Raw genomic sequence first — 25,721 nt, 5'->3', positions numbered from 1 at the left:
CCTTTCCGATAGCTCAGTGGATACGGGTACCGATACGCGAGAAGTCGCCGAAGTTCATCCAGATCAGGAAGGCCTTGCCCACCAGCAGACGATCTTCGACAAACCCCCAGTAACGGCTGTCTTCGCTGTTATCGCGATTGTCACCCATCATGAAATACTGTCCCTGCGGTACTTTGCAAGTAAAACCGTCATCGCGGTATTCGCAGTTTTCACGCCCGGCAAACTGGCGCACACCGTTGGGGATGTAAACCGGCGCTTCCGGCATCACCAGGGTATGGAAAGACTTGCCGTTGAGGGTCTCGTTGAACTGCTGGGCACGCACCAGCATCAGCCCTTTTTCCAGGTACTCCAGCTCGCCGGCGGAAACGTGCGCCACCGGCTGGCCGTTGATGGTCAGCTGCTTGTTGCGGTAGTCCACCACGTCACCCGGCGTGCCGATGACGCGCTTGATGAAGTTGATCTTTTCATCTTCCGGGTAGTTGAACACCACCACATCGCCGCGCTCCACCTTGCCCACCGGCAGCATCACCTGGTTGCTCACCGGCAGACGCAGGCCGTAGTTGAACTTGTTGACCAGAATGAAATCGCCCACCACCAGCCCCGGCCGCATCGAGCTGGACGGGATCTGGAACGGTTCGGCCACGAAGGAACGCAGCAGGAACACCACGGCGATAATCGGAAAGAACCCGCGCGGGAAGTCGATGTAGTGCGGCGCCCGCTCACCGGCGGCACGCTTCCTGGCCAGCAGCCACTTGTCGGCAGCCCAGATGGCACCGGTGATCAGCACGATGATCAGCATCACCGTACCGAAGCTCATGTAGCCGGACAGCAAGCCGAACGCCCCGCCCAGCAGCGCCAGATAGCCCCACTCCACCGAGGAAGACGGCGAGCCGTCTTCGTTCTTGGCCGAAAACAGGATCAGCAGCAGGCCGACCACGGCCAGCACCAGCCACACCCACACCAGGTTCGTCCCCATTACTTGTCCCCAACTTGCAGGATGGCCAGGAAGGCTTCCTGCGGGATTTCCACGTTACCCACCTGCTTCATGCGCTTCTTACCGGCCTTCTGCTTTTCCAGCAGTTTCTTCTTGCGGGTGATGTCGCCACCGTAGCACTTGGCCAGCACGTTCTTGCGCAGCGCCTTCACCGTTTCGCGCGAAATGATGTGGCTGCCGATGGCGGCCTGCACCGCGATGTCGAACATCTGGCGCGGAATCAGTTCGCGCATCTTGGCCACCAGCTCGCGGCCACGATACACACTGGTGGCACGGTGCACGATCAGGCTCAGGGCATCCACCTTCTCGCCGTTCACCAGCACGTCCAGCTTCACCAGATCGGCGGCCTGGAACTCCTTGAACTCGTAGTCCAGCGAGGCATAGCCACGGCTGGTGGACTTGAGCTTGTCGAAGAAGTCCATCACCACTTCGTTCATCGGCAGGTCGTACTTCAGCATCACCTGGCGGCCCATGTACTGCATATTGCGCTGCACACCGCGCTTCTGGTTGCACAGGGTCATCACCGAACCGACATAATCCTGCGGCACCAGGATGGTGGCGGTGATGATCGGTTCGCGCAGCTCGTCGTACTTGCCCGCTTCCGGCATTCTGGACGGGTTGGAGACTTCGCTGATGCTACCGTCCTTCATCACCACTTCGTAGATCACGGTCGGCGCGGTGGTGATCAGGTCCATGTCGAACTCGCGTTCGAGACGTTCCTGCACGATCTCCAGGTGCAACAGGCCGAGGAAGCCGCAACGGAAGCCGAAGCCCAGCGCCTGCGACACCTCCGGCTCGTACTTCAGCGAGGCATCGTTCAGCTGCAGCTTTTCCAGCGCATCGCGCAGCGATTCGTAATCGTGGCTTTCCACCGGGTACAGGCCGGCAAACACCTGCGACTGCACCTCCTTGAAGCCGGGCAGCGGCTCGGCGGCCTGGTTGTTCACCAGGGTGATGGTGTCGCCCACCTTGGCGGATTTCAGCTCCTTGATGCCGGCGATGACGAAGCCCACTTCACCAGCGCTCAGCGTCTCGCGCTGCTCCGATTTCGGCGTGAACACGCCCACCTGCTCGCACAGGTGCTCGGCCTGGGTGGCCATGAACTTGATCTTGTCCTTGGGCTTGAGCTTGCCGTCGATCACGCGCACCAGCATCACCACGCCGACGTAGTTGTCGAACCAGGAGTCGATGATCAGCGCCTTCAGCGGGCCGTCCGGATTGCCTTCTGGCGGCGGAATCTTGCTGACCACGGTCTCCAGGATGTCCTCGATGCCGATGCCGGACTTGGCCGAGGCGCGCACCGCGTCGATGGCCTCGATGCCGATGATGTCCTCGATTTCCTGGCTCACGCGCTCCGGGTCGGCCGCCGGCAGGTCGATCTTGTTCAGCACCGGCACCACTTCCACCCCCAGCTCGATGGCGGTGTAGCAGTTGGCCACGGTCTGCGCTTCCACGCCCTGCGAGGCATCCACCACCAGGAGCGCGCCTTCGCAAGCGGACAGCGAGCGCGAAACCTCGTAGGAGAAGTCGACGTGACCGGGGGTGTCGATCAGGTTCAGGTTGTAGACCTGGCCGTCGCGCGCCTTGTACTGCAGCGCGGCGGTTTGCGCCTTGATGGTGATGCCGCGCTCTTTCTCGATGTCCATCGAGTCCAGCACCTGCGCGCTCATTTCACGCTGTTCCAGACCGCCACAAAACTGGATGAAGCGGTCGGCCAAGGTCGATTTGCCGTGGTCAATATGGGCAATGATCGAGAAATTACGGATATGTTTCATCTGAATCCAGCAAAAATTAAGGGCACCCAAAGTGCCCTCAGGCTGCCGACAAAGTACCTGGTTCACGTGCTGCCGGCCCCGGCAACGCCGGGTGGCATCGGCCAAGTGATTGCGCGTGCAGCCTTCCTGTTTGCATCACAAAGCCCTTCCGCTATGCGCAAGGGCTTTGTCAACAATCTTCAGGGCACACGGGTGCCCTTTATAAACACTGGCGCGGATTCTAGCCGATTTCGCTGCCCTGTGCAGCCGGCTGTGCAGCCAGATGTGCGGCCAACCTTGCTTCGTCCAGGTGCCAGTGACAGATTTCCAGCTCGCCGTGCATCAGTACCGGCACCAGTTCGTTGAAGCGCTCTTCCAGCACCGGGTCGGCGTCGACATCCACCACGTCGATGGCGAAGCCATGCCGCTGCTGCCACGGCCGCAGCCGCGCCAGCATGTCGTGGCACAGGCTGCAATACTCGCGGAAGTACAGGGTCAGCGTGATCAAGATTTCACCTTTTCCGGTTTCAGTGCGATGAACAGCGGCTCGCCCTGGCGCAGGATGCGCAGTGCCACGCTGCCGCCGGCCGGCACTGCGTTGATGGCCTGCTGCAGCTGGCGCACGCTGCCCAGCTCCTCGCCGGCCACGCCTACCACCACGTCTCCAGCCTGCACACCGGCATCGGCCGCCGGCCCCTGCGCGGCGCGCACCAGCAGGCCGAACTTCACCCCCAGCTTCTGCAGCTGGGCCGGTGCCAGCTGCTGCACCGCCAGGCCGCTACGGTTGCTCATGCTCTCCTCGCCTTGCTGCTCCGGCGATTTGCCGCGATAGGCGCGCTCGGCGGTGCGCGGATCCTCCTCCTGCAGTTCGGCGGTCACCACGTTCAGCTTCTGCAGCTTGCGGTTGCGCCACACCTGCAGCTCGACCTTGCTACCGGGACGAATCCCTCCCAGCAGGCGCGGCAGGTCATCACTGCCGTCCAGCAGCTGGCCATCCAGCGCCAGCACCACGTCGCCGGACTTGAGGCCCGCCTTTTCCGCCGGGCCGTTCTTCTCCACCGAGGCAATCAGCGTGCCCTTGCTATCGTTCAGGCCAAAGGATGCGGCCAACGTCGGCGTCATCGGCTGCGACACCACGCCGATGCGGCTGCGGCTTACCTTGCCGTCCTTCTTCAGCTGCTCGGCCACCGTCAGCGCCACGTCCACCGGAATGGCGAAGGAAATGCCCATGAAGCCGCCGGAGCGGCTGTAGATCTGCGAATTGATGCCCACCACTTCGCCATTCAGGTTGAACAGCGGGCCACCGGAATTACCCGGATTGACCGCGGCGTCGGTCTGGATGAACGGCACATAGCTCTCGTCCGGCAGATGCCGGCCCTTAGCCGAGACGATGCCGGCGGTCACGGTGTTCTCGAAGCCGAACGGCGAGCCGATGGCCAGCACCCACTCACCCACCTTCAGCGCATCCGGCTTGCCCAGGCGCACAAACGGCAGGCCCTTGGCATCGATCTTCAGCAGCGCCACGTCGGTGCGCGCATCCGCGCCCACCACCTTGGCCTTGAACTCGCGGCGATCGCCCAGGGTGACGATCATCTCGTCGGCCTCGGCAATCACGTGCGCATTAGTCAGCACGTAGCCATCGGCAGACAGGATGAAACCGGAGCCCATGCCGCCGGTGCGGTACTCGCGCAGCTGCGGCGGGGCAAAGCGGCGGAAGAATTCGGCGAACGGATCGTTTTCCATACCCTGCGGCAATTCGCGCACCACCTGGCGCACGGTCTGCACGGTGCGGATGTTCACCACCGCCTTGCCCTGCTCTTCCACTAGCTGGGTGAAATCCGGCAGCGACGACAGCGGTGCGGCGAGGGAATGCGGGCTGGCCAGCAGTCCGGCCATCAGCATAGAGGCGGCAATCAGCTTCTTGAGCGGCATGTTCCGACAAACTCCATGGAAAGTTGGTGAGGAGAAACACGGCTGGCGACATGCGGCTGAAAGCGCACATCGCCGGCCAGACGGCGGCTGTAACCACGCACCGCCCACAGGGTCAGCAGCAAGGCCAGCGTGCCGCCGGCCACCGCCGCCGTCTCGCCGGCCGCTGCGGCCAACATGGCGCCGGCCAGCAGCGCCAGCAACGGCAGTGCGTACAGCAGCGCAGCACTGCGCAGCATGCCGGCTTCCGGCACCGCGATATTTACCTGCTCGCCCGGCAATACTCCCAACGGGTCCAGCACACGGAAGCGCGGCTGGCGCAGGCTGAACATGCGGGCAAGTTGCAGCGAACGGCAACCGTTGACCGGATCGCACTGGCCACAGGGCGAATGCGGGCGTGGCTCCACCCAGGCAAAACCGGGCTCCACCTGCAGAACCCGGGCTTCGGTTTCGATCATGTTATTTCTGGATCAGGCGGATATTCTTCAGCACCGTCTGCAGGCCGCTTTCCGGCAAGTCGCCGACCACGGTCAGCAGCTGCTCGCCCATGCGGCGGGACGCGACGCCGATGCCATTGGGCGCCACCACCACCGGGTGCTGCGGCACTTCGGCGTCGGAGGTTTCGACAAACAGCGACAGGCGGGCAAAGCCATCCGAGTACACATAATGCTGCACCGCCTGCTCGTGCCCCGGCAGCGGCCGGCTCATGTAGCGCACCAGGCGGAAACCGGCCGGCATGCCCTTCACCTCCAGCGGCGGCGTGGCGCTCGGCGTCGTCACCCCCGCCTTGCCCAGCGGCAGCGACTGCTTGTAGCGCGGTCGCAGCTTGCTCTTGTCGCGCTCGGCGCCCATGTCCAGCTCGGTGAAGGCAAACTGCTCGATCACCTCGCCGCGCACGCCATAGGTCACCGCCTTCAGCGGCAAAGCCGTGGTCGGATCGATGCACAAGCGCTGGCTGTAGCGCGAGTTGGCCTCGCGCGGCTTGAGCAGCAGCCACTGGCAATCGCGCTCCGCCACGCGGTCCATACCGCCGCGGCTGATACTGTAGGCCACCGCCAGTTCGGACGGCAGATCCGGCAACACCGCCGGGAACATCTTCATCGCACTCAGCTTGGCGGCGCTCAGCGATTTGGCGTCCGGCGCGTAGCAGGTCAGCTCATTGCCCTGGCGGACGATTTCGCGCGGCAGGCCGTCCAGCGATTCGCGCCGCTCGCGCAGCTGGCCGTCGTCATGGCTACGGTAAATACGGAAGGTTTCCAGCTCGCCCCCCAGCTGGTGGGTGTAGATGGCACTGAACGACAGCGACTGCCCCGCCACTGCGGCGCGGCGCAGCAGCGACCAGTCATCATCGGCCAGCGCCACCAGAGGCAGGGACAGCAACACACAGGCGGCAAGCCGACGCATCAACGCACCCCCTGGGCGGCAGGCTGAGTCAGGCCGACGCGCGTCAACCCTTCCCCGACGGCGCCATCCTGATGCGCGTCGAGATACGATTGACGACCGTCCGCCGCCACCTGCACCAGCGCCGCCGGTGCCGGTACTGCCTCGGCCACCAGCCCGGCATCCGCCGGCTGGCTCTGCCAGTTGTACCAGCCCACCACGCCGGCCAGCGCCACCGACGCGGCAACGGCAAAGCGGGCGGCCGGGCGCGAGGCCCGGCGCTGCAGCGGGCGCGGCGCCAGCACGGTCGGCTCTGCGGCCAACCTGTCGCTCACCTCGGCACGCACATCGACCGACAGCAGCGACGCACCGCGCATGGCATCACCGATCAGGTGAAACTCCTGCCAGGCAGTCTGCAGCTCGGCATCGCCAGCCAGGCGTTTAATGAGCGGCGCGGCGTCCTCGTCGGCCAGCTCCCCATCCATCAGGGCGGAAAGGTTTTCTTTCATCATCTGCTCACCATCTTTTGTTCTTTGCCGTATCCAGCAACGGACGCAACTCTGTCGCAATCGCTTCGCGTGCGCGGAAGATACGCGAGCGCACGGTGCCGATCGGACAATTCATTGCCTCGGCGATCTCCTCGTAACTGAGGCCCTCCATTTCGCGGAGGGAGATCGCCGTACGCAATTCTTCCGGCAGACGTTCGACGGCCGCATTGACCGCCGCCAAGATCTGCTGGTTCATCATTTCCGCCTCGGGCGTGTGGTAGTCCGGCACTTGCGAGGCCATGTCCAGCGTATCGCCGTCCTCGTCCTCGAACTCCGCACTCACCACTGGCCGCCGCCCGGCCGAGGTCAGAAAATTCTTGGCCGTATTGATGCCAATACGGTACAGCCAGGTATAAAACGCGCTTTCGCCACGAAACGATGGCAAGGCGCGGTAGGCCTTTACAAAGGCTTCCTGCGTCACGTCTTCAATGTCGGCGCTGTCGCGGATAAACCGCGACAGCAGCCGCGACAGACGGCGCTGATACTTGCTGACCAGCAAGTCGAACGCTCGTTTTTCGCCGCGCTGGGCACGCTCCACCAGTTGCTGATCGAGTTCTCGATCACTCATCGTTGTCATTCACTCCCTGATTCGCCCTGCTGTTCTTTGTTTGTTGCCGGCTTGCACCGGCGCAGGGCACAACTTATGACCGGAGGCCCTCCGCTTTAGTTCACACTGAAATGTGACATCACCCTGAATGGCGCATTGAACCACGGCAGCTGCGTGCCAAGCCAGCTTGTGACCACAGGTAACAAGCCCCACGACAAAAAGTCGGTTTCCAAAAAACCAAGCACTTGCTAGAATTTTGACCAATACCCCAGAACAAGGACAGGAGATCCCGATGACGACACCCGGCCAACGTTTCCGCGACGCAGTCGCCCAAGAAAAACCCCTGCAGGTAGTGGGCGCCGTCAACGCCTACGCCGCCCGCCTGGCCGAGCACAGCGGCTTCAAGGCGCTGTACCTGTCCGGCGGCGGCGTGGCCGCCTGCTCCTGCGGCATTCCCGACCTCGGCATCACCACGCTGGAAGACGTGCTGATCGACGTGCGTCGCATCACCGATGTGACCGAGCTGCCGCTCTTGGTAGACATCGATACCGGCTGGGGTGGCGCCTTCAATATCGCCCGCGCCATCCGCAGCCTGGAGAAGGCCGGCGCGGCCGCGGTGCATATCGAAGACCAGGTGCAGCAGAAGCGCTGCGGCCACCGCCCGAACAAGGCCATCGTCGGTCAGGACGAGATGGTGGATCGCGTCAAGGCCGCGGTGGACGCGCGCAAGGGTGATATGGTGATCATGGCCCGCACCGACGCGCTGGCGGTGGAAGGCCTGGATGCCGCCATCGAACGCGCGGTGGCCTGCGTGGAAGCCGGCGCCGATATGATCTTCCCGGAAGCCATGACCGATCTGGCGATGTACAAGCAGTTTGCCGAGGCAGTGAAGGTGCCGGTACTGGCCAACATCACCGAATTCGGCGCCACCCCGCTGTACACCACCCAAGAACTGGGCGAGCACGGCGTGAGCCTGGTGCTGTACCCGCTGTCCGCCTTCCGCGCCATGAGCAAGGCGGCGCTGGAAGTCTACGGCGCCATCCGCCAGGACGGCAGCCAGCAGAACGTGATCGGCAAGATGCAGACCCGCATGGAGCTGTACGACCACCTGGGCTATCACGATTACGAGCAGAAGCTGGACGCACTGTTTCGCCAGGAAAAATAAGCGATGACCGCGCCGCGCAACTTGCTGGCCGACATTCCGGCCGCGCTGCCACAGGAGCTGTTCGACACGCTGCTGAGTGGCAGGCGCGGTTTCCGTGTCGAGCGCATCGTGTCGCGCGGCCACGCCTCGCCGCCCGGCTACTGGTACGACCAGCCGCAGCATGAATGGGTGCTGCTGCTGGCCGGCCAGGCCGAGCTGGAATACGACGCGCCGGCGGCACGACAAACCCTGCACCCCGGCGACACGGTGCTGATCCCAGCACACCGCCGGCACCGCGTCGCTGCCACCGCAGCCGATAGCGACACCGTGTGGCTGGCGATCTTCCACGACGCCGACTGACCCGAACACAACACAACCCCAATCAACACCAGCAGCAGGAGAAGTAAAGATGAGCGAGACCCTCCAAGTGCTTCCCAAAGCCAAGAAATCCGTAGCCCTGTCCGGCGTGGCCGCCGGCAACACCGAGCTGTGCACCGTTGGCCGCAGCGGCAACGACCTGCACTACCGCGGCTACGACATTCTGGATCTGGCCGCGCACTGCGAATTCGAAGAAGTCGCCTACCTGCTGGTGCACGGCAAGCTGCCGAACCAGGCCGAACTGACCGGCTACAAGAAAAAACTGAAGAGCCTGCGCGGCCTGCCGGCAGCGGTGAAAGCCACGCTGGAAGCGCTGCCGGCGGCATCGCACCCGATGGACGTGATGCGCAGCGGCGTGTCCGCGCTGGGCTGCACGCTGCCGGAGAAGGATGACCACAACGCACCGGGTGCCCGCGACATCGCCGATCGTCTAATGGCCAGCCTGGGTTCGATGCTGCTGTACTGGTACCACTTCAGCCACAACGGCAAGCGTATCGAGGTGGAAACCGATGACGATTCCATCGGCGGCCACTTCCTGCACCTGCTGCACGGCCAACAGCCATCCGAGCAGTGGGTACGCGCCATGCATACCTCGCTCAACCTGTACGCCGAGCACGAGTTCAACGCTTCCACCTTCACCGCCCGCGTCATCGCCGGCACCGGTTCCGACATGTACAGCGCCATCACCGGCGCCATCGGCGCGCTGCGCGGCCCGAAACACGGCGGCGCCAACGAAGTGGCATTCGAAGTGCAGAAGCGCTACGAAACGCCGGACGAAGCCGAGGCCAACATCAAGGCCCGCGTCGAGCGCAAGGAAGTGGTAATCGGCTTTGGCCACCCGGTGTACACCATTAGCGACCCGCGCAACAAGGTCATCAAGGAAGTGGCGCGCGAACTGTCGCAGACCGCCGGCGACAGCAAGATGTTCGACATCGCCGCGCGTCTGGAAAGCGTGATGTGGGACATCAAGAAGATGTTCCCCAACCTAGACTGGTTTTCGGCCGTGAGCTACCACATGATGGGCGTGCCGACCGCCATGTTCACCCCGCTGTTCGTGATTGCCCGCACCAGCGGCTGGAGCGCGCACGTGATCGAGCAGCGCATCGACGGCAAGATCATCCGCCCGTCGGCCAACTACACCGGCCCGGAAGACCAGACCTTCGTACCGCTGGCCCAGCGCTGAGAGAACCTAGACAGCGCACCAGCCAGCAGGCCACGTCCGCGTGGCCCAACAACAATAAACTGCACCGGCACCTTGCGGCCAACGTTGGCCGCAAGGTGATCAGCAACCTCACCCTCGTGCCCATGCCATGAACAGCCAATACCGCAAAGCCCTGCCCGGCACCGCCCTCGACTACTTCGACGCCCGTGCCGCCGTTGACGCCCTCAAACCCGGCGCCTGGGCCGGCCTGCCCTACACCGCCCGCGTACACGCCGAGAACATCGTGCGCCGCGCCGACCCGGCCATCATCAACGACTGCCTGCTGCAGCTGATCGAGCGCAAGCGCGAGCGCGATTTCCCGTGGTTCCCGGCGCGCGTGGTGTGCCACGACATCCTCGGCCAGACCGCGCTGGTGGACCTGGCCGGCCTGCGTGACGCCATTGCCGACCAGGGCGGCGACCCGGCCAAAGTGAATCCTGTCGTTCCGGTGCAGCTGATCGTCGACCACTCGCTGGCAGTGGAATGCGGCGGTTTCGACCCGGATGCGTTCCAGAAGAACCGCGACATCGAAGATCGCCGCAACGAAGACCGCTTCCACTTTATCGAGTGGACCAAGACCGCGTTCGACAACGTGGACGTGATCCCGGCCGGCAACGGCATCATGCACCAGATCAACCTGGAGAAAATGTCGCCGGTGATTCACGCCGAGCACGGCGTGGCCTACCCGGACACCTGCGTCGGCACCGACAGCCACACCCCACACGTGGACGCGCTGGGGGTGATCGCGGTGGGCGTGGGCGGCCTGGAAGCGGAGAACGTGATGCTGGGCCGCGCCTCGTGGATGCGGCTGCCGGACATCGTCGGCGTGGAGTTGAGCGGCAAGCGCCAGCCCGGCATCACCGCCACCGACGTGGTATTGGCACTCACCGAATTCCTGCGCAAGGAAAAGGTAGTCGGTGCCTACCTGGAATTCTATGGTGCCGGCGCCGCCAGCCTGACCATCGGCGACCGCGCGACGATTTCCAATATGGCCCCGGAATACGGCGCCACCGCCGCCATGTTCGCCATCGACGGCCAGACGCTGGACTACCTGCGCCTGACTGGCCGCAGCGACGAGCAGGTAAAGCTGGTGGGAACCTACGCCAGGGAAGCCGGCCTGTGGGCCGACAGCCTGCGCGAGGTGCAGTACGAGCGTGTGCTGCGCTTTGACCTGTCCAGCGTTACCCGCAACATGGCCGGCCCGTCCAACCCGCACAAGCGCCTGCCGACCTCCGCCTTGGCCGAGCGCGGCATTGCGGCCAACCTTGCCGCCGCCCGCGAGCAGGAAGCACAGGGCCAGATGCCGGATGGCGCGGTAATCATCGCCGCCATCACCAGCTGCACCAATACGTCGAACCCGCGCAACGTGATCGCCGCCGGCCTGCTGGCGCGCAATGCCCGCAAGCTCGGCCTCACCCGCAAGCCGTGGGTGAAGACCTCGCTGGCCCCTGGCTCCAAGGTAGTGAAGCTGTACCTGGAAGAGGCCGGTCTGCTGGACGATCTGGAAGCACTGGGCTTCGGCATCGTCGCCTACGCCTGCACCTCCTGTAACGGCATGTCCGGCGCGCTGGACCCGAAAATCCAGCAGGAAATCATTGATCGCGACCTGTATGCCACCGCGGTGCTGTCCGGCAACCGTAACTTCGACGGCCGCATCCACCCGTATGCCAAGCAGGCCTTCCTGGCCTCGCCGCCGCTGGTGGTGGCCTACGCCATCGCCGGCACCGTGCGCTTCGATATCGAGCAGGACGTGCTGACCGTGGTGGACGGCAAGGAAGTCCGCCTCAAGGACATCTGGCCGAGCGACGAGGAAATCGACGCCATCGTGGCGCGCGCGGTGAAGCCGGAGCAGTTCAACCGCGTCTACATCCCGATGTTCGAGAAGCACGCTACCGAGAAAGCCGCCTCGCCACTGTACGACTGGCGCGAGATGTCCACCTACATCCGCCGCCCGCCGTACTGGGAAGGCGCGCTGGCCGGGGAGCGCACGCTCAAGGGCATGCGCCCGCTGGCGCTGCTGCCGGACAACATCACCACCGACCACCTGTCGCCGTCCAACGCCATCCTGATGAACTCGGCGGCTGGCGAATACCTGCACAAGATGGGCTTGCCGGAGGAGGACTTCAACTCCTACGCCACCCACCGCGGCGACCACCTCACCGCGCAGCGCGCCACCTTCGCCAACCCGCAGCTGGTGAACGAAATGGCGGTGGTGGACGGCGAAGTGCAGAAAGGCTCGCTGGCGCGCGTGGAACCGGAAGGCAAGGTGATGCGCATGTGGGAAGCGATCGAAACCTATATGAACCGCAAGCAGCCGCTGATCATCGTGGCCGGCGCCGACTACGGCCAGGGCAGTTCGCGTGACTGGGCCGCCAAGGGCGTGCGTCTGGCCGGGGTGGAGGCGATCGTGGCCGAAGGCTTCGAGCGCATCCACCGCACCAACCTGATCGGCATGGGCGTGCTGCCGCTGGAGTTCCAGCCGGGCACCACCCGCAAGACGCTGGGCCTCGACGGCACCGAAACCTACGATGTGCAGGGCAAGCTCACCCCGCGTGCCGAGCTGACGCTGGTCATCCACCGTCGCAACGGTGACAGCCTGACCGTGCCGGTGACCTGCCGTCTGGACTCGGACGAGGAAGTGTCGGTGTACGCAGCCGGCGGCGTGCTGCAGCGCTTTGCCAAGGACTTCCTAGAGTCGGCGCAGACGGCGTAAGGCGGCCATGCGCGAGCGGCGGCTGTTGTTAATGGCCAGACCCCAGCCGGAGGTGTTGGCAGCCATGGTGCAGGAAGTCAGCCAGCACCGGCTGCACACCCAGCTGGGGGCCGCGCTGTTCGCGCCGGAGAACTGGCACCAGTCGCTGTCCGGCCCTTACCGCGATGAGCCAGGGCGCTACGAGCAGCTGCTGCAAGCCGGCAGCCGGATCGCCGCGAACTGCTGCGTGCTGACGCTGAATCGCATCAGCAGTCTGCCCGCTACGGCGCGCGGGATACATTGGGCGTTCCGGGCGCGCGGCCAACCGCAGGGTTTCCGCGAGTTGCTGCGCGCCGTTCGCACCGCCCTGAGTGCCGCAGGGGTGAATGAAGAACACGCGCACAGCCCGCACGTCACCATCAGCTACCGGGCGCCAATGCCGTTATCGACAAGGGTGATCACCCCCATCGACTGGAGCATCGACGAAGTCCAGCTGGTGCTTGCCGGCGACAGCCAGCCGTACCACTACCGCACGCTGGAGCGCTGGCCACTGGCCACACCCGGCTACCCGTATGCGCAGCTGCGGCTGTTATAGCGCAAGCGCAAAACAGACAGACCGCCCTTGCCGCAAGCAGGGAAACCCAAACAAGGAACAGGCCAGACATGTCCCATCTGCCACAAATCAAAATCCCCGCCACCTATATCCGTGGCGGCACCAGCAAGGGCGTGTTCTTCCGCCTGCAGGACCTGCCCGCCAGCTGCCAGCAGCCCGGCGCGGCGCGCGATGCGCTGTTCATGCGCGTGATCGGCAGCCCGGACCCCTACTCCGCCCACATCGACGGCATGGGCGGCGCCACCTCCAGCACCAGCAAGTGCGTGATCCTGTCGCAAAGCACGCAGCCCGAGCACGACGTGGACTACCTGTACGGCCAGGTGGCCATCGACAAGGCCTTCGTCGACTGGAGCGGCAACTGCGGCAACCTGTCCGCCGCCGCCGGCGCCTTCGCCATCCACGCCGGCCTGGTGGACCCGGCGCGCATCCCGCACAACGGCGTGTGCGTGGTGCGCATCTGGCAGGCCAATATCCACAAGACCATCATCGCCCACGTGCCCATCAGCAACGGCCAGGTACAGGAAACCGGCGATTTCGAGCTGGACGGCGTCACCTTCCCGGCCGCCGAGATCGTGCTGGAGTTCCTCGACCCGTCCGATGACGGTGACGAAGGCGGCGCCATGTTCCCCACCGGCAAGCTGGTGGACCAGCTGGAGGTTCCCGGTGTCGGCACCTTCCCGGCCACCATGATCAGTGCCGGCATCCCCACCATATTCGTCAACGCCACCGACATCGGCTACAGCGGCACCGAGCTGCGCGACGCCATCAACAGCGACCCGGCGGCGCTGGCGCGCTTCGAGGCCATCCGTGTGGCCGGCGCGCTGCGCATGGGGCTGATCAAGCACCCGGAAGAAGCCGCCACCCGCCAGCACACGCCGAAGATCGCCTTCGTGGCGCCGCCGGCCGACTACACCGCCTCCAGCGGCAAGCAGATCCAGGCCGGCGACATCGACCTGCTGGTGCGGGCGCTGTCGATGGGCAAGTTGCACCACGCGATGATGGGCACCGCCGCGGTGGCCATCGGCACCGCCGCTGCCATTCCCGGCACGCTGGTGAACCTGGCGGCCGGCGGCGGCTCACGCAGCGCGGTGCGCTTCGGCCACCCGTCCGGCACCCTGCGCGTGGGCGCCGAGGCGGTGCTGGAGAACGGCCAGTGGCGCGTGACCAAGGCGATCATGAGCCGCAGCGCCCGCGTGCTGATGGAAGGCTGGGTGCGGGTGCCGGGCGACGCGTTCTAGAGCGGCAGCCACCGCCCAAAACCTTGCGGCCAACCTGCTAACAGGTTGGCCGCAAGGTTTTTCTGCTCCGGACCGCGCGGGCCGGCGCCGGCCAATGTGGCAAAGCCGATACACGGCAGACAAATCCGCGCACTCTCCGGCGGCGACAATGGGGCGACTCACCCGAAGAGCGCCCATGTCCCGATTCCGCCTCTGGCAACGGCTGCTGTGCCTGCTGCTTGCCCTGCCGCTACCCGTCCGTGCCGAAGGCCCGCTCGCCAGTTTTTTCTGCGTGGTGCAGTCGGTGGAATCCGCCAGCGGCTTCAGCTGCCAGCGCCACCGCTCGCTGCCCGGCAGCGACTACGGCCTGCCCAGCAGCGTGCGGGTGAGCCTGCTGGGCTACCAGCCGCCGCCGGACAACCACCCGCTGGCCGCCCAGGCGCACACTGCGCTCGGCAATATCCTGCTGTACCAGCAAGTGCGGGTGGATGTGTTTGCCGTGGACAAGCACGGCCGGGATCTGGGGCGGGTGCGGCTGTACAAGGCGGATGTCACCGAGGCGCTGCTCAGGCGCGGGCTGGGCCGCGTGGACCGGGCGCAATTCGGCGCCTATTACTATGTGCCGTTCGAACGCGAGGCGCAGAGCCAGGGCAAGGGCATCTGGTCGTCGCCGCGGCGCAGCCGGCTGTAACGCCGCTCAGCTTTCCACCCGGTTGCGGCCATTCATCTTGGCCTGGTACAGCAGGGCATCCGCCCGCTTCAGCCAGTCATCCATGCATTCGCCCGGCTGCCACACGGCCAGCCCCAGGCTGGCGGTGATCAGCAGCCGGCGGCCGTCGGCCAGCCGCAGCGAGGTGGCGATGGCTTCGCGCAGCCGTTCGGCCACCTGGCGCGCGTGCTCGCCGCCGATGTCCGGCAGCACCACCACGAACTCCTCGCCGCCATAGCGCACCACCCAGTCGATGTCGTTGCGCAGCTGGCTGCGCAGCCGCGATGCGGCTTCGCGCAGCACTTCGTCGCCGATCAGGTGGCCGTACTCATCGTTGATCTGCTTGAAGTGGTCGATGTCGCAGAACACCAGCGCCAAAGGTTGGCCGCTGCGCTGCGCGCGGGTGGTTTCCTGCGGCAGCCGCTCGCTGAGAAAGGCACGGTTGTAGCAGCCGGTCAGCGTGTCGTGGGTCAGCAGCGCGCGAATCTCCGCCAGCGCGTTTTCCAGCTGCTGGGTGCGCTCCTCCACCTGCTGGTCCAGCGAGTCGATGTGCTCGGTCAGCGCGTTCTGCAGGGTGACGAAGCCGGCCGCCACCAGGTCGATTTCGTCCTGCGTGGCGCGCGGCCCGCGCTGCAGCCGCAGCGGCGCCGTCAGCGTGTGCGGCCCCAGCCGGCCGGCGAAGGCCGCCATCGCGCGCATCGGCCGCTCCAGGTCGCGTCGCAGCACATACACCACCAGCGCGCAGATCAGCCCGGTCAGCAGCAGATAGCCCAGCGACATGCCGGCCAGCGACAGCGCCACCTGCTGGTAGATGTAACCGTCCTTCACCACGATCAGCAGCTCGCCCAGCGGCTTGCCGCCACCTGCGGGCATCGGGATGACGAAGCGCGACACCTGGTTGCGGTACAGCAGCGAGGCATCGCCGGCCTCGAACATCTGCCCGGTCACCACGTTGACGCGCACAAAGCCCACCCCCGGCCGCGCGGCGATCACCGCCAGCTGGCGCTGCACCACCTCCGGCTCGATATCCCATAACGCCACCGACAGCAGCGGCACGTTGCTGGCGGCCACATACTGGATATTGCCCAGCAGCTGCTGCTGCACCGAATGGTAGATCCACACCCCCTGCACGGCGCTGAACAGCAGGGTGCAGCCCAGCGCCAGCCAGGCCAGGCGACGGATCAGCGCAACGGCGAGCGGACGGAAATTACGCGGCAAAATACGTCTTTCTTACTTGAGCAGTTGCTGGAAACCAAAGTCGTAGCGCTTCAGCCGCGGGTTGAGCGCCTTGCTGTAGCGGCGAAAATCCACGCGCGAAAAATCCAGCGCGCCGTAGTAGCGCATGAAGCGCTCGGCGCGAGCGGCGTTGAACAGCGTGAACATCGGCCGGTCCAGCTCCAGCCCTTCCGCGGCGAAATCGACGCCGCGCTGGTAGTCGTACAGCATCACCAGCGCCCAGGCGCCGGCAATGAAATGGCCGCCGGACAGCGCCGCCAGATTGCCGTCGCGCAGGGCCTGCATCGCCTCGGCCGAGGTATTGATGCCGCTGAACAGCGCGTCCTTGCCGGGTTGGCCGCCGCGCTTGCGCCAGCTGTCCATGGCGCCGAACGCCATCAGATCGTTGCCGGCCCACACCATGCGCGCCTGCGGGTAGCGCTGGTACAGCCACTCGCTCTGCTCGGCGCCGCGCTCGCGGTTCCAGGCGGCGTACACCTGCTGCACCAGCTCCACGTCGCCGGCCTCGGCCACCGCGCGGCGCAGGCCGCTGTCACGCAGGATGGAGGTGGGGGTGGAGCGGTCGCCGCCGATGGCGATCAGCTGCAGCTTGCCGTTCACCCGCGGCAGACCGGCCCTGCGCCCCTGGCGGATCAGCGCCTGCGCCGACTGGTAGCCGGCATCCTCGGCATGCGGCTCCAGCGAGCCCAGCCACAGTTTGTACTGCCCGCGCGGCGGCCCCAGCGGCTCCGCCCCCTTGTCGTCGCCGCGACCGCTGAAGGCCAGGAAAGTACGGATGCCGGCGCCGTCGAACAGCTTGAGCATCTCCGGCGCGGTGGCGTAATCATTGGAGAACAGCACGTAGTCCGGGCGCTGCGGCTTGGGGCGGGCAATGATCTGGCGGGCGAACTCCAGCGCGCGCGGGTGGTTGCGCTCGGCGTACAACACCTCCAGCTGGATGCCCAGGTCATCGGCCGCCGCCTGCATCGCGCGGCTGGCGGTCAGCCAGTAGACCTCGTCATGCTTGCCGGGGTTGATGAAGGTAACCGACATGGCCTGGGCCAGGCCGCACAGCAGCAGGCTGCAGACCAGCAGAAGCAGGTGTCGCATGGTGTTCTCGCAATATTTTAAATTCTTGTTTAATGCCAAACGGCACAATCCGCGGATTGTGCCGTCATAACAGCGCTCTCCGGCTGTAATTTTAAACAAACCGGCAAAGAAACCCTAGTGCAAACTGCGGCGCTACAGCCGCGCCAGCCGCTGCTGCAGCGCCGCCGCCTCCTGCCGCAGCAGCGCGACGAAGCGTGCGGCCAACGGTGTCGACGGGCGGAACTGCGGCAGCAGCACACTGACGGCAAACGGCACCGACACCGCGAAGCGCCGCAGCTGCAGCCCCTGCCCGGCCATGGCCAGCGCGGTGAGCGGGTTGACGATGGCCACCCCCAGCCCCTCGCGCACCAGCGCACACACCGACACCGCGCTGTGCGTCTCCCACACCAGCTGCCGCGCCACGCCGGCGGCGGCGAACACCGCGTCCAGCTGCAGGCGGTAGGCATCCTGCGGCGACAGGCTCACAAAAGGCTGGCCGGCGAAATCCTGCGGCGTCAGCACCGCGCGGGCCAGCAGCGGGTGGCCGTCCGGCAGCACGCATACCTCGTCGGCACTGAGCAGCGGCGTGAGCGTGGTGCCCGGCGGCGCTTCCACCGACTCGGTGAGGCCGAGGTCGAAACGCTGCGCCGACAGCCACTCCTCCAGCAACGGCGACTCCTGCGGCGTGATCGCCACCCGCACCATGCCGGCCTCCGCGTGCAGGCGGCGGCACACCGCCGGCAGCAGCGCGTGGGCGAAGGCCGGCAGGCAGGCCACCGCCAGCTGGCCACCGTCCGGCCGCGCCAGGTTGGCCGCAGCCTCCACGATGCGCTCCAGGCCGATATAGGAACGCTGCACCTCCTCGTACAGCGCCAGCGCCGGCGCGGTGGGCAACAAGCGGCCCTTGATGCGGTCGAACAGCCCGTAGCCCAGCAGCTGCTCCAGCCGCGCCAGCTCGCGGCTGACGGTGGGCTGCGAGGTATGCAGCAGCGCCGCGGCGGCGGTAACGCTGCCGCTGGTCATCACCGCGCGGAACACCTCGATGTGCCGGTGGCTGATGTTCATGGCTACTCCATATCAAAATTGAATCGACAGGCAAAATATTAGCATTTTACTGAATCACCAGCCGCCCGCATGATGCAGGGCAACAGACACCAGATCAGGATAAAAAGCATGCAGACTCCGGACACCGCCCGCCTCACCGCGCTGGCCCAGCACTACGGCACCCCGCTGTGGACCTACGACGCCGCGGTGATCCGCGAGCGCATCGCCGCGCTGCGCCAGTTCGACACCATCCGCTTCGCGCAGAAGGCATGCAGCAATGTGCACATCCTGCGGCTGATGCGCGAGCAGGGGGTGAAGGTGGATGCGGTGTCGCGCGGCGAGATCCTGCGCGCGCTGGCCGCCGGCTACGACGCTGCCGGCGAGCCGTCCGGTATCGTGTTCACCGCCGACCTGATCGACCGCCCCACCCTGGCGCTGGTGGTGGAACACGGCATTCCGGTGAATGCCGGCTCCATCGACATGCTGCACCAGCTGGGTGCAGCCTCGCCCGGCCACCGCGTATGGCTGCGCATCAACCCCGGCTTCGGCCACGGCCACAGCAACAAGACCAACACCGGCGGCGAGCACAGCAAGCACGGCATCTGGCACAGCGACCTGCCGGCGGCACTGGATGTGATCCGCCAGCACGGCCTGCAGCTGGTGGGCCTGCACATGCACATCGGCTCCGGCGTGGACTACAGCCACCTGCAGGAAGTGTGCGGCGCCATGGTGGACCTGGTGCAACTGGTGAAAAACGCCGGCCACGACCTGCACGCCATCTCCGCCGGCGGCGGGCTGTCGATTCCCTACCGCGACGGCGACGCCACGGTGGACACCGGCCACTACTTCGGGCTGTGGGACGCCGCGCGCCAGCAGGCCGCTGCGCTGATCGGCCACCCGCTGGCGCTGGAGATCGAGCCGGGCCGCTACCTGGTGGCCGAATCCGGCAACCTGCTGGCCGAGGTGCGCGCCACCAAGGACGTTGGCCGCAACCACTTCGTGCTGGTGGACGCCGGCTTCAACGAGCTGATGCGCCCGTCGATGTACGGCAGCTACCACCACATCAGCGTGGTGCCGCAGAACGGCGTGCAGCAGGCGGAGAAAGACTGCGTGGTGGCCGGCCCGTTGTGCGAATCCGGCGACGTATTCACCCAGGGCGATGGCGGCGTGGTGCTGCCGCGGCCGCTGCCGGCGGCCAACGTGGGCGACCTGCTGATCTTCCACGATACCGGCGCCTACGGTGCGTCGATGTCCAGCAACTACAACACCCGCCCGCTGATCGCCGAGGTGCTGGTGGACGGCGACGCCGACCGCCTGATCCGCCGCCGCCAGACGGTGGAAGAACTGCTGGCGCTGGAGCTGCAGTAACGCTCCCGCCGCTGTGCCAAAGGCCACGCTGCTGCGTGGCCTTTTTGTTGCCATTTGCCGCCAACGTTGTGCGGGTATGGCCTGCGGCCAACCCGCCCTACGGCGCGTCAGCATTTGCCACAGATCAACCCACCCCGCCCCCAAGACTTGAGTAGCTCCCACTGCGGCACTATATCCATGGCAAGCGGCTCTAAACCGCTATAACCCACTGATGAACAAGGAGAAGCCATGAACATCCTGCCCTCCCGCAGCGGCCTGCTCGACGAACTGTTCCGTGATTTCACCAGCCCCGGCTTTTTCATCCGGCCGCTGCACGGCGACACCCTGCCGTCGCAGATCAAGCTGGACGTGAGCGAGTCCGACAGCGGCTACACCGTGCTGGCCGAGGTTCCGGGTGTCAGCAAGGACGACATCCAGGTGGAAATCGACGGCCCGCAGATCACCATCAAGGCGGAAGTGAAACAGTTCGACAGCCAGGACAAGGACGAACGCACGCTGCGCAGCGAACGCTACTACGGCATGGTGTCGCGCAGCTTCCAGCTGCCGGCCGACATCGACCGCGAACTGGCCAGCGCCAGGTATGAAAACGGCGTGCTGACGCTCACCCTGCCCAAGCGCCGCGGCAGCGCCGGCGGCACCCGGCTGCAGATAGACTGAGCCAGCCGCCCCGCCGCCTTCCAGCAACAGGCCCGGCCACTGCGCCGGGCCTGCTCATTGCCCCATCGCCGGCAGCAGATGCGGGCGGATCACCTCGTCCAGCCAGTTCATGAACAGCTGCACCCGCCGTGGCTGGTGGCGGCGGTTGGCGTACAGCAGGCTCACCGGCATCGGCGCCGCCTGCCACGGCGGCAGCACCTCGCACAGCTGGCCGGCGGCCAACGCTGCCGCCACCGCCATGCGCGGTAGCTGGATGATGCCGAGGCCGGCCAGACAGGCCGCGAGATAAGCGTCGGCGCTATTCACCACCAGCTGGCCGGCCACCGCCACAAAGCAGCGCTGCCCGGCCGCATCCAGGTATTCGAAGCCGTCCGGCTTGCCGCCCAGCTGTGGCAGGTAATGCACCAGCCGGTGGCTGGCCAGATCGTCCGGCGTCTGCGGCGTGCCATGTGCCGCCAGGTAGGCCGGGCTGGCGCAGTTCACCAGCTCGAAGCGCCCCAACGGCCGGCAGATCAGGCTGGCGTCGCGCACCTCGCCCACCCGCACCACGCAGTCGAAGCCTTCACGCACCAGGTCCACGCGGCGGTCGGTGCTGGACAGCTCCAGCTGCAGGCCAGGGTGGGCGGCGAGAAAGTCCGGCAGCCGCGGCAGCACCATATTGCGGGCGATGCCGCTGGACATATCCACCCGCAGCCGGCCGCTGACCGCCGCCTGCTGTTGCTGGAACAGCGCACCCAGCTCGTCGAAATCCGCCAGCAGATCGCGGCTGCGCTCCAGAAACAGCTGCCCGTCCTGGGTCAGCTGCACCCGCCGCGTGGTGCGATGCAGCAGCCGGGTGCCCAGCCGGTTTTCCAGCTGCTGCACCGCGTCCGATACCGTGGCGCGCGGCAGGCCCAGGCTTTCGCTGGCGCGCACGAAGCTGCCCAGCTCCGCCACCCGCAGGAATACGCGCATCGTGTCCAGTTGCTCCATACCCCGCCCCATTGTCCGGATGATGCGCACAGTCTAACCAGAATCACCCGGTTTATCGCGCCGGATGCCGGCAATAGACTGCACAGCATGACGGCAGCCGCCGTTTCCCTACCGCCAGCAGGAGACTCATCATGCGCAAGATCGCCATCATCACCGGGGCCAGCCGTGGCCTGGGCCGCAACACTGCCCTGAAACTGGCCGCCCGCCACATCGACATCATCTTCACCTACCACAGCAACCTTGCCGCCGCCGACGAGGTGGTGGCCGCCATCGAGGCGCTGGGTGGCAAGGCACTGGCGCTGCAGCTGGACGTGGGCCAGGTGGCCAGCCATGCCGGCTTTGCCGACGCGGTGCGCGCCGCACTGCGCGAGCACTGGCAGCGCGACAGTTTCGATTTTCTGGTCAACAACGCCGGCATGGGGGTGCATGCCGCCTTTGCCGATACCAGCGAGGCGCAGTTCGACCTGCTGCTGAACACCCACTTCAAGGGCATGTTCTTCCTCACCCAGGCGCTGCTGCCGCTGCTGGCGGACGGCGGCCGCATCGTGAACCTGTCCAGCGGCCTGGCCCGCTTCGCACTGCCGGGTTATGCCGCCTATGCGGCGATGAAGGGTGCGGTAGAGGTGCTGACCCGCTACCTGGCCAAGGAGCTGGGGCCGCGCGGCATTGCCGTCAACACCATCGCCCCCGGCGCCATCGCCACCGATTTCGGCGGCGGCACGGTGCGCGACAACCCGGAGGTGAACCGCTTCGTGGCCAGCCAGACCGCGCTGGGGCGGGTGGGCGAGGCGGACGACATCGGCGGCGCCATCGCCGCGCTGCTGTCGGACGACAACCGCTGGGTGAACGCGCAGCGCATCGAGGTGTCCGGCGGCATGATGCTGTAACGCGCAAAGGTTGGCCGCAGGCTTGCGGCCAACCTTTGGTGCCGTCACCCGGCCTTGCCCGCTGCCTTGCCGGGAATGCAGCGGCAGGACGCCGTACTGAGGTATTGCTGCTGGCAGCCCCTGCCGGTGTGCAATATGCCGGTACGGGCTTGCCCGGCAGGCCGCGGCCAACTGTCCCGGCGGACAGGAAACTATTACCCGGCGTGACAATAAACCAACTTAATATCTGCTAAATTGCCACCCTGACTGTCCGCCATAGCCACCATGCCGTTCCGCCTGTCCCGCAGCATGCTCACCCCGCTGATCATCGCCACCGCCCTGTTCATGGAAAACATGGACGCCACGGTGATTGCCACCTCGCTGCCGGCCATCGCCGTCGATCTGGGCGTCGACCCGATCGCCCTCAAGCTGGCGCTCACCTCCTATCTGGTCAGCCTGGCGGTGTTCATTCCGCTCAGCGGCTGGATGGCCGACCGCTTCGGCGCCCGCCGCATTTTCCGCGCCGCCATCGTGGTGTTCAGCGCCGGCTCGCTGCTGTGCGCCGCCAGCGGCAGCCTGGCCGGCTTTGTGCTGGCGCGTTTCATCCAGGGTATCGGCGGGGCGATGATGGTGCCGGTGGGCAAGCTGGTGATCCTGCGCACCACCGAGAAAAGCCAGCTGGTGCGGGCGATGAGCTACCTCACCATTCCGGCGCTGCTGGGCCCGGTGGTGGGGCCGCCGCTAGGCGGCTTCATCAGCACCTATTTTCACTGGCGCTGGATTTTCCTGATCAATCTGCCCATCGGCCTGTTGGGGCTGCTGCTGGCCGGCCGCTATATCGCCAACCTGCGCGACGACAAGGTGCCGCCGCTGGATGGCCGCGGCTTCGTGCTGGTAGGGCTGGGGCTGTCGCTGGCGATGCTGGGGCTGGCCAGCGAAGGCAAGCACCTGCTGTCGGCCGGCGTTTCCACCACGCTCACCCTGCTGGGCCTGCTGCTGCTGGCGCTGTACCCGTGGCATGCGCGCCGCCGCCCCCACCCGCTGCTGGACCTGTCGCTGCTGCGGCTGCCCACCTTTCACGTCAGCATTGTCGGCGGCTTCCTGTTTCGCGCCGGCATGGGCTCCACCCCGTTCCTGCTGCCGCTGATGCTGCAGCTGGGCTTCGGCCTGACGCCGTTCCAGTCCGGGCTGCTTACCTGCTCCACCGCGCTGGGCGCCATGTTCATGAAGACCATCGTCAGCCGCATCCTGCAGCGCTTCGGCTTTCGCCGCGTGCTGCTGGTGAACAGCGTGCTGTGCGGGCTGTCGTTTGCCGGCTATGGCCTGTTCGATGCCCACAGCCCACACTGGCTGATGCTGGCCACCTTCCTGCTGGGCGGCTGCCTGCGCTCGCTGCAGTTCACCAGCCTGAACGCCATCGGCTTTGCCGACATCGGCCCCGCCGGCATGAGCCATGCCTCGACGCTGTCCAGCGTGGCGATGCAGCTGGCATCCGGCGTGGGGGTAACGTTGGCCGCATTCGCGCTGCAGGGCGTGGCGCAGTGGCAGGGCCACGCCACGCTACAGGCCAGCGATTTCTCCTGGGCGTTCCTGCTCATGGGCCTGCTGGCGATGCTGTCCACGCTGCAGTTCCGCCGCCTGCACCCGCATGCCGGTGCCGCCCTGGCGCGCCCGGCGACCAACGAGGGCTGAGCGCTAGGGCAGCGGCAACCGGCTGCCGGCCTTGATCTCGCGCAGCGCCAGGCTGGAGTGGATGGCCGACACCCCCGGCAGCCGGCGCAGCACCTGCTCGACAAACTGGCTGTAGTCGTCCAGCGACTGCGCCACCACCTGCAGCAGGTAGTCGGCATCGCCGGTGATCTTGTGACAGCTCAGCACCTGCGGCTGCGCCAGCATCGCCGCCTCGAACTGGTTAGGCAGCTCGCCGCCGTGCGCGCCGAAACTTACCTGCACGAAGGCCAGCACATCCAGCCCCAGCTTGCGCCGGTCCAGATTGGCCTGGTAGCCGGTGATGTAGCCGTCGTCCTCCAGCCGCTTCAGCCGCCGCCAGCACGGCGTTACGCTCAGCGACAGCTGTTCCGCCAGCTTGGGGTTGGACAGCGTGCCGTCCTGCTGCAGCAGGCGCAGAATAGTGCGATCCGTGGCGTCCAGTTCGTTTCTTGGTTTATTCATACTCATTTTTGCCACTCAAAGAGTCTATTCCTATCGCAGCATAGCGAATGGCGCGCGATTAAAGCAAAGTAAATCCCGTGCCGCCGCCACATACTGATTGCCGTCACCTACCCCTGTACGGCACCGCCTCATGCTTACCATCTACAGCAATGCCCACCGTCTGCACCACGCCACCGAGCTGAAGGATGGCGTCCTGAAACCCTGTTTCGAGATGCCGAGCCGCGCCGACACCATTCTGGCGCGGGTACAGGCCGTCGGCCTCGGCGAGGTCATCGCCCCGCGCGAGTTCGGCAGCGCCAGCTATGCCCGCGTGCACAGCGAACGCTATGTGCGCTTTCTGGAACAGGCGTGGCACGAATGGCAGGCGCTGGGCCGCCAGCACGACGCGCTGCCGCTGATCTGGCCGGTGCGCGACCTGCGCAGCGATATCGAGCCGCAGCATATCGATGGCAAGCTGGGCTTCTACGCCATGGATGCCGGCGTGGCGATTACCGCCGGCACCTGGCAGGCGGTGAAGAGCAGCGCCGACCTGGCGCTGACCGGCATGGCGGCGCTGCTGCAGGGCACACCCAGCGCCTTCGCGCTGTGCCGCCCGCCCGGCCACCACGCCGCCGCCGAATACATGGGCGGCTACTGCTACCTGAACAACGCCGCCATTGCCGCCCAGCACGCGCTGGACAACGGCGCCAAACGGGTGGCGGTGCTGGACGTGGACTACCACCACGGCAACGGTACGCAGAGCATCTTCTATGACCGCGCCGACGTACTGTTCAGCTCGCTGCATGGCGACCCACGGGACTCCTACCCCTACTTCCTCGGCCACCGCGACGAGACCGGCGCCGGCGCCGGCCTGGGCTTCAACCACAACTACCCGCTGCCGCACGGCACCGGCTGGGACGGCTACGCGGCGGCGCTGCAGCACGCCTGCGACGCCATCGCCGCCTACGCGCCGGACGTGGTGGTGATCTCGCTGGGGGTGGATACCTTCAAGGACGACCCGATCAGCCACTTCCAGCTGGAAAGCGCCGACTTCCTCAAGATCGGCCAGACCATCGCCGGCATCGGCCGCCCCACCCTGTTCGTGATGGAAGGCGGCTACATGGTGGACGACATCGGCGTCAACGCGGTGAACGTGCTGCGTGGCTTCGAGGGCCAGCGCTGACGCGCCTCAGGCCGCCGTTTGCAATCAAGCGTTTCCCCCACCGCCGGGCCGCAGCAGAAACCGCGCGCAT

The 25,721-nt window shown here is 66.1% G+C and carries 25 protein-coding genes; 12 read left to right on the top strand and 13 right to left on the bottom strand.

All coding sequences use genetic code 11. The features are described from left to right. Positions 1–13 precede the first annotated feature (13 nt). The 8 genes from lepB to rpoE form a co-directional block, all read right to left on the bottom strand. Positions 14–976: a signal peptidase I gene (gene lepB, locus ACFOLG_RS09325; protein ID WP_386091097.1), complete on the bottom strand. Its 963-nt coding sequence runs from the start codon at positions 974–976 to the stop codon at positions 14–16. Then, positions 976–2,769 carry a translation elongation factor 4 gene (gene lepA / locus ACFOLG_RS09320; RefSeq protein WP_386091095.1) on the bottom strand — a complete coding sequence of 598 codons (1,794 nt, stop codon included), beginning with the start codon at positions 2,767–2,769 and terminating at the stop codon, positions 976–978. Before lepA ends, lepB begins: the two co-directional genes overlap by 1 nt. Before the next feature lie 220 nt (positions 2,770–2,989). Continuing rightward, positions 2,990–3,253: a glutaredoxin family protein gene (locus ACFOLG_RS09315; protein ID WP_386091220.1), complete on the bottom strand. Its 264-nt coding sequence runs from the start codon at positions 3,251–3,253 to the stop codon at positions 2,990–2,992. Then, entirely contained in the window at positions 3,253–4,680 is a 1,428-nt protein-coding gene (locus tag ACFOLG_RS09310) for a DegQ family serine endoprotease (RefSeq protein WP_386091092.1), read from the bottom strand. The genes ACFOLG_RS09315 and ACFOLG_RS09310 overlap by 1 nt, the downstream gene beginning before the upstream one ends. Then, positions 4,662–5,135, bottom strand: a complete 474-nt coding sequence (locus ACFOLG_RS09305; protein WP_386091090.1) for a SoxR reducing system RseC family protein — start codon at positions 5,133–5,135, stop codon at positions 4,662–4,664. The genes ACFOLG_RS09310 and ACFOLG_RS09305 overlap by 19 nt, the downstream gene beginning before the upstream one ends. Before the next feature lies 1 nt (position 5,136). Further along, positions 5,137–6,057 carry a MucB/RseB C-terminal domain-containing protein gene (locus tag ACFOLG_RS09300; RefSeq protein WP_386091087.1) on the bottom strand — a complete coding sequence of 307 codons (921 nt, stop codon included), beginning with the start codon at positions 6,055–6,057 and terminating at the stop codon, positions 5,137–5,139. Positions 6,058–6,080: 23 nt separating this feature from the next. Then, positions 6,081–6,569, bottom strand: a complete 489-nt coding sequence (locus ACFOLG_RS09295) for a sigma-E factor negative regulatory protein (RefSeq protein ID WP_386091084.1) — start codon at positions 6,567–6,569, stop codon at positions 6,081–6,083. Positions 6,570–6,573: 4 nt separating this feature from the next. Continuing rightward, entirely contained in the window at positions 6,574–7,173 is a 600-nt protein-coding gene (rpoE, locus tag ACFOLG_RS09290; protein ID WP_349590852.1) for an RNA polymerase sigma factor RpoE, read from the bottom strand. Positions 7,174–7,444: 271 nt separating this feature from the next. Between rpoE and prpB the strand changes: the two genes are divergently transcribed. From prpB to ACFOLG_RS09255, 7 genes are all read left to right on the top strand, one after another. Continuing rightward, positions 7,445–8,317 carry a methylisocitrate lyase gene (prpB, locus tag ACFOLG_RS09285; protein ID WP_386091082.1) on the top strand — a complete coding sequence of 291 codons (873 nt, stop codon included), beginning with the start codon at positions 7,445–7,447 and terminating at the stop codon, positions 8,315–8,317. Between the two features lie 3 nt (positions 8,318–8,320). After that, positions 8,321–8,656, top strand: coding sequence for a cupin domain-containing protein (locus ACFOLG_RS09280; RefSeq protein ID WP_386091080.1), 336 nt, complete (start codon positions 8,321–8,323; stop codon positions 8,654–8,656). A gap of 49 nt (positions 8,657–8,705) precedes the next feature. Further along, entirely contained in the window at positions 8,706–9,857 is a 1,152-nt protein-coding gene (prpC, locus tag ACFOLG_RS09275) for a bifunctional 2-methylcitrate synthase/citrate synthase (protein ID WP_386091078.1), read from the top strand. A 127-nt stretch (positions 9,858–9,984) separates the two neighbouring features. Further along, positions 9,985–12,588: a Fe/S-dependent 2-methylisocitrate dehydratase AcnD gene (acnD, locus tag ACFOLG_RS09270; protein WP_386091076.1), complete on the top strand. Its 2,604-nt coding sequence runs from the start codon at positions 9,985–9,987 to the stop codon at positions 12,586–12,588. A 31-nt stretch (positions 12,589–12,619) separates the two neighbouring features. Next, positions 12,620–13,162 carry a 2'-5' RNA ligase family protein gene (locus ACFOLG_RS09265; RefSeq protein ID WP_386091075.1) on the top strand — a complete coding sequence of 181 codons (543 nt, stop codon included), beginning with the start codon at positions 12,620–12,622 and terminating at the stop codon, positions 13,160–13,162. A gap of 77 nt (positions 13,163–13,239) precedes the next feature. Next, the gene (gene prpF / locus ACFOLG_RS09260; RefSeq protein WP_386091218.1) at positions 13,240–14,418 is read left to right on the top strand and encodes a 2-methylaconitate cis-trans isomerase PrpF; all 1,179 of its coding nucleotides are present in this window, start codon (positions 13,240–13,242) and stop codon (positions 14,416–14,418) included. A 175-nt stretch (positions 14,419–14,593) separates the two neighbouring features. Then, positions 14,594–15,088, top strand: coding sequence for a thermonuclease family protein (locus ACFOLG_RS09255; RefSeq protein ID WP_386091072.1), 495 nt, complete (start codon positions 14,594–14,596; stop codon positions 15,086–15,088). Between the two features lie 6 nt (positions 15,089–15,094). Here ACFOLG_RS09255 and ACFOLG_RS09250 read toward each other — a convergent pair whose 3' ends face one another. From ACFOLG_RS09250 to ACFOLG_RS09240, 3 genes are all read right to left on the bottom strand, one after another. Continuing rightward, entirely contained in the window at positions 15,095–16,324 is a 1,230-nt protein-coding gene (locus tag ACFOLG_RS09250) for a GGDEF domain-containing protein (protein WP_386091070.1), read from the bottom strand. A gap of 12 nt (positions 16,325–16,336) precedes the next feature. Beyond that, positions 16,337–17,431, bottom strand: a complete 1,095-nt coding sequence (locus ACFOLG_RS09245) for an ABC transporter substrate-binding protein (protein ID WP_386091068.1) — start codon at positions 17,429–17,431, stop codon at positions 16,337–16,339. A 132-nt stretch (positions 17,432–17,563) separates the two neighbouring features. Then, on the bottom strand, positions 17,564–18,475 hold the full coding sequence (locus tag ACFOLG_RS09240; protein ID WP_386091066.1) for a LysR family transcriptional regulator: 912 nt from the start codon (positions 18,473–18,475) through the stop codon (positions 17,564–17,566). A gap of 108 nt (positions 18,476–18,583) precedes the next feature. Between ACFOLG_RS09240 and lysA the strand changes: the two genes are divergently transcribed. Both lysA and ACFOLG_RS09230 read left to right on the top strand, forming a co-directional pair. Beyond that, positions 18,584–19,822 (top strand): diaminopimelate decarboxylase, encoded by a 1,239-nt coding sequence (gene lysA, locus ACFOLG_RS09235; protein ID WP_386091064.1) that lies wholly within the window; start codon positions 18,584–18,586, stop codon positions 19,820–19,822. Between the two features lie 228 nt (positions 19,823–20,050). Further along, positions 20,051–20,479, top strand: coding sequence for an Hsp20/alpha crystallin family protein (locus tag ACFOLG_RS09230; protein ID WP_386091061.1), 429 nt, complete (start codon positions 20,051–20,053; stop codon positions 20,477–20,479). 54 nt (positions 20,480–20,533) lie between these two features. Here ACFOLG_RS09230 and ACFOLG_RS09225 read toward each other — a convergent pair whose 3' ends face one another. After that, a complete protein-coding gene (locus ACFOLG_RS09225) occupies positions 20,534–21,451 on the bottom strand; it encodes a LysR family transcriptional regulator (RefSeq protein ID WP_386091059.1) in 918 nt (305 codons plus the stop codon). Between the two features lie 131 nt (positions 21,452–21,582). On the opposite strand from ACFOLG_RS09225, the gene ACFOLG_RS09220 reads away from it, so the two are divergent. Both ACFOLG_RS09220 and ACFOLG_RS09215 read left to right on the top strand, forming a co-directional pair. Further along, the gene (locus ACFOLG_RS09220) at positions 21,583–22,338 is read left to right on the top strand and encodes an SDR family NAD(P)-dependent oxidoreductase (RefSeq protein ID WP_386091057.1); all 756 of its coding nucleotides are present in this window, start codon (positions 21,583–21,585) and stop codon (positions 22,336–22,338) included. A 264-nt stretch (positions 22,339–22,602) separates the two neighbouring features. Beyond that, positions 22,603–24,009 carry a DHA2 family efflux MFS transporter permease subunit gene (locus tag ACFOLG_RS09215; RefSeq protein WP_386091055.1) on the top strand — a complete coding sequence of 469 codons (1,407 nt, stop codon included), beginning with the start codon at positions 22,603–22,605 and terminating at the stop codon, positions 24,007–24,009. Positions 24,010–24,012: 3 nt separating this feature from the next. On the opposite strand, the gene ACFOLG_RS09210 is transcribed toward ACFOLG_RS09215, so the two are convergent. Continuing rightward, positions 24,013–24,489: an Lrp/AsnC family transcriptional regulator gene (locus ACFOLG_RS09210; protein ID WP_386091053.1), complete on the bottom strand. Its 477-nt coding sequence runs from the start codon at positions 24,487–24,489 to the stop codon at positions 24,013–24,015. Between the two features lie 130 nt (positions 24,490–24,619). Here ACFOLG_RS09210 and ACFOLG_RS09205 point away from each other — a divergent pair, with 130 nt between their 5' ends. Beyond that, positions 24,620–25,651 carry a histone deacetylase family protein gene (locus tag ACFOLG_RS09205; RefSeq protein WP_386091051.1) on the top strand — a complete coding sequence of 344 codons (1,032 nt, stop codon included), beginning with the start codon at positions 24,620–24,622 and terminating at the stop codon, positions 25,649–25,651. Positions 25,652–25,721 lie beyond the last annotated feature (70 nt).

The organism is Vogesella facilis (assembly GCF_042648525.1).
GTDB classification, from domain to species: Bacteria; Pseudomonadota; Gammaproteobacteria; order Burkholderiales; family Chromobacteriaceae; genus Vogesella; species Vogesella facilis.
Note: the sequence above shows the minus strand (reverse complement) of the source record. Positions and strands in the feature narration are given on the sequence as shown.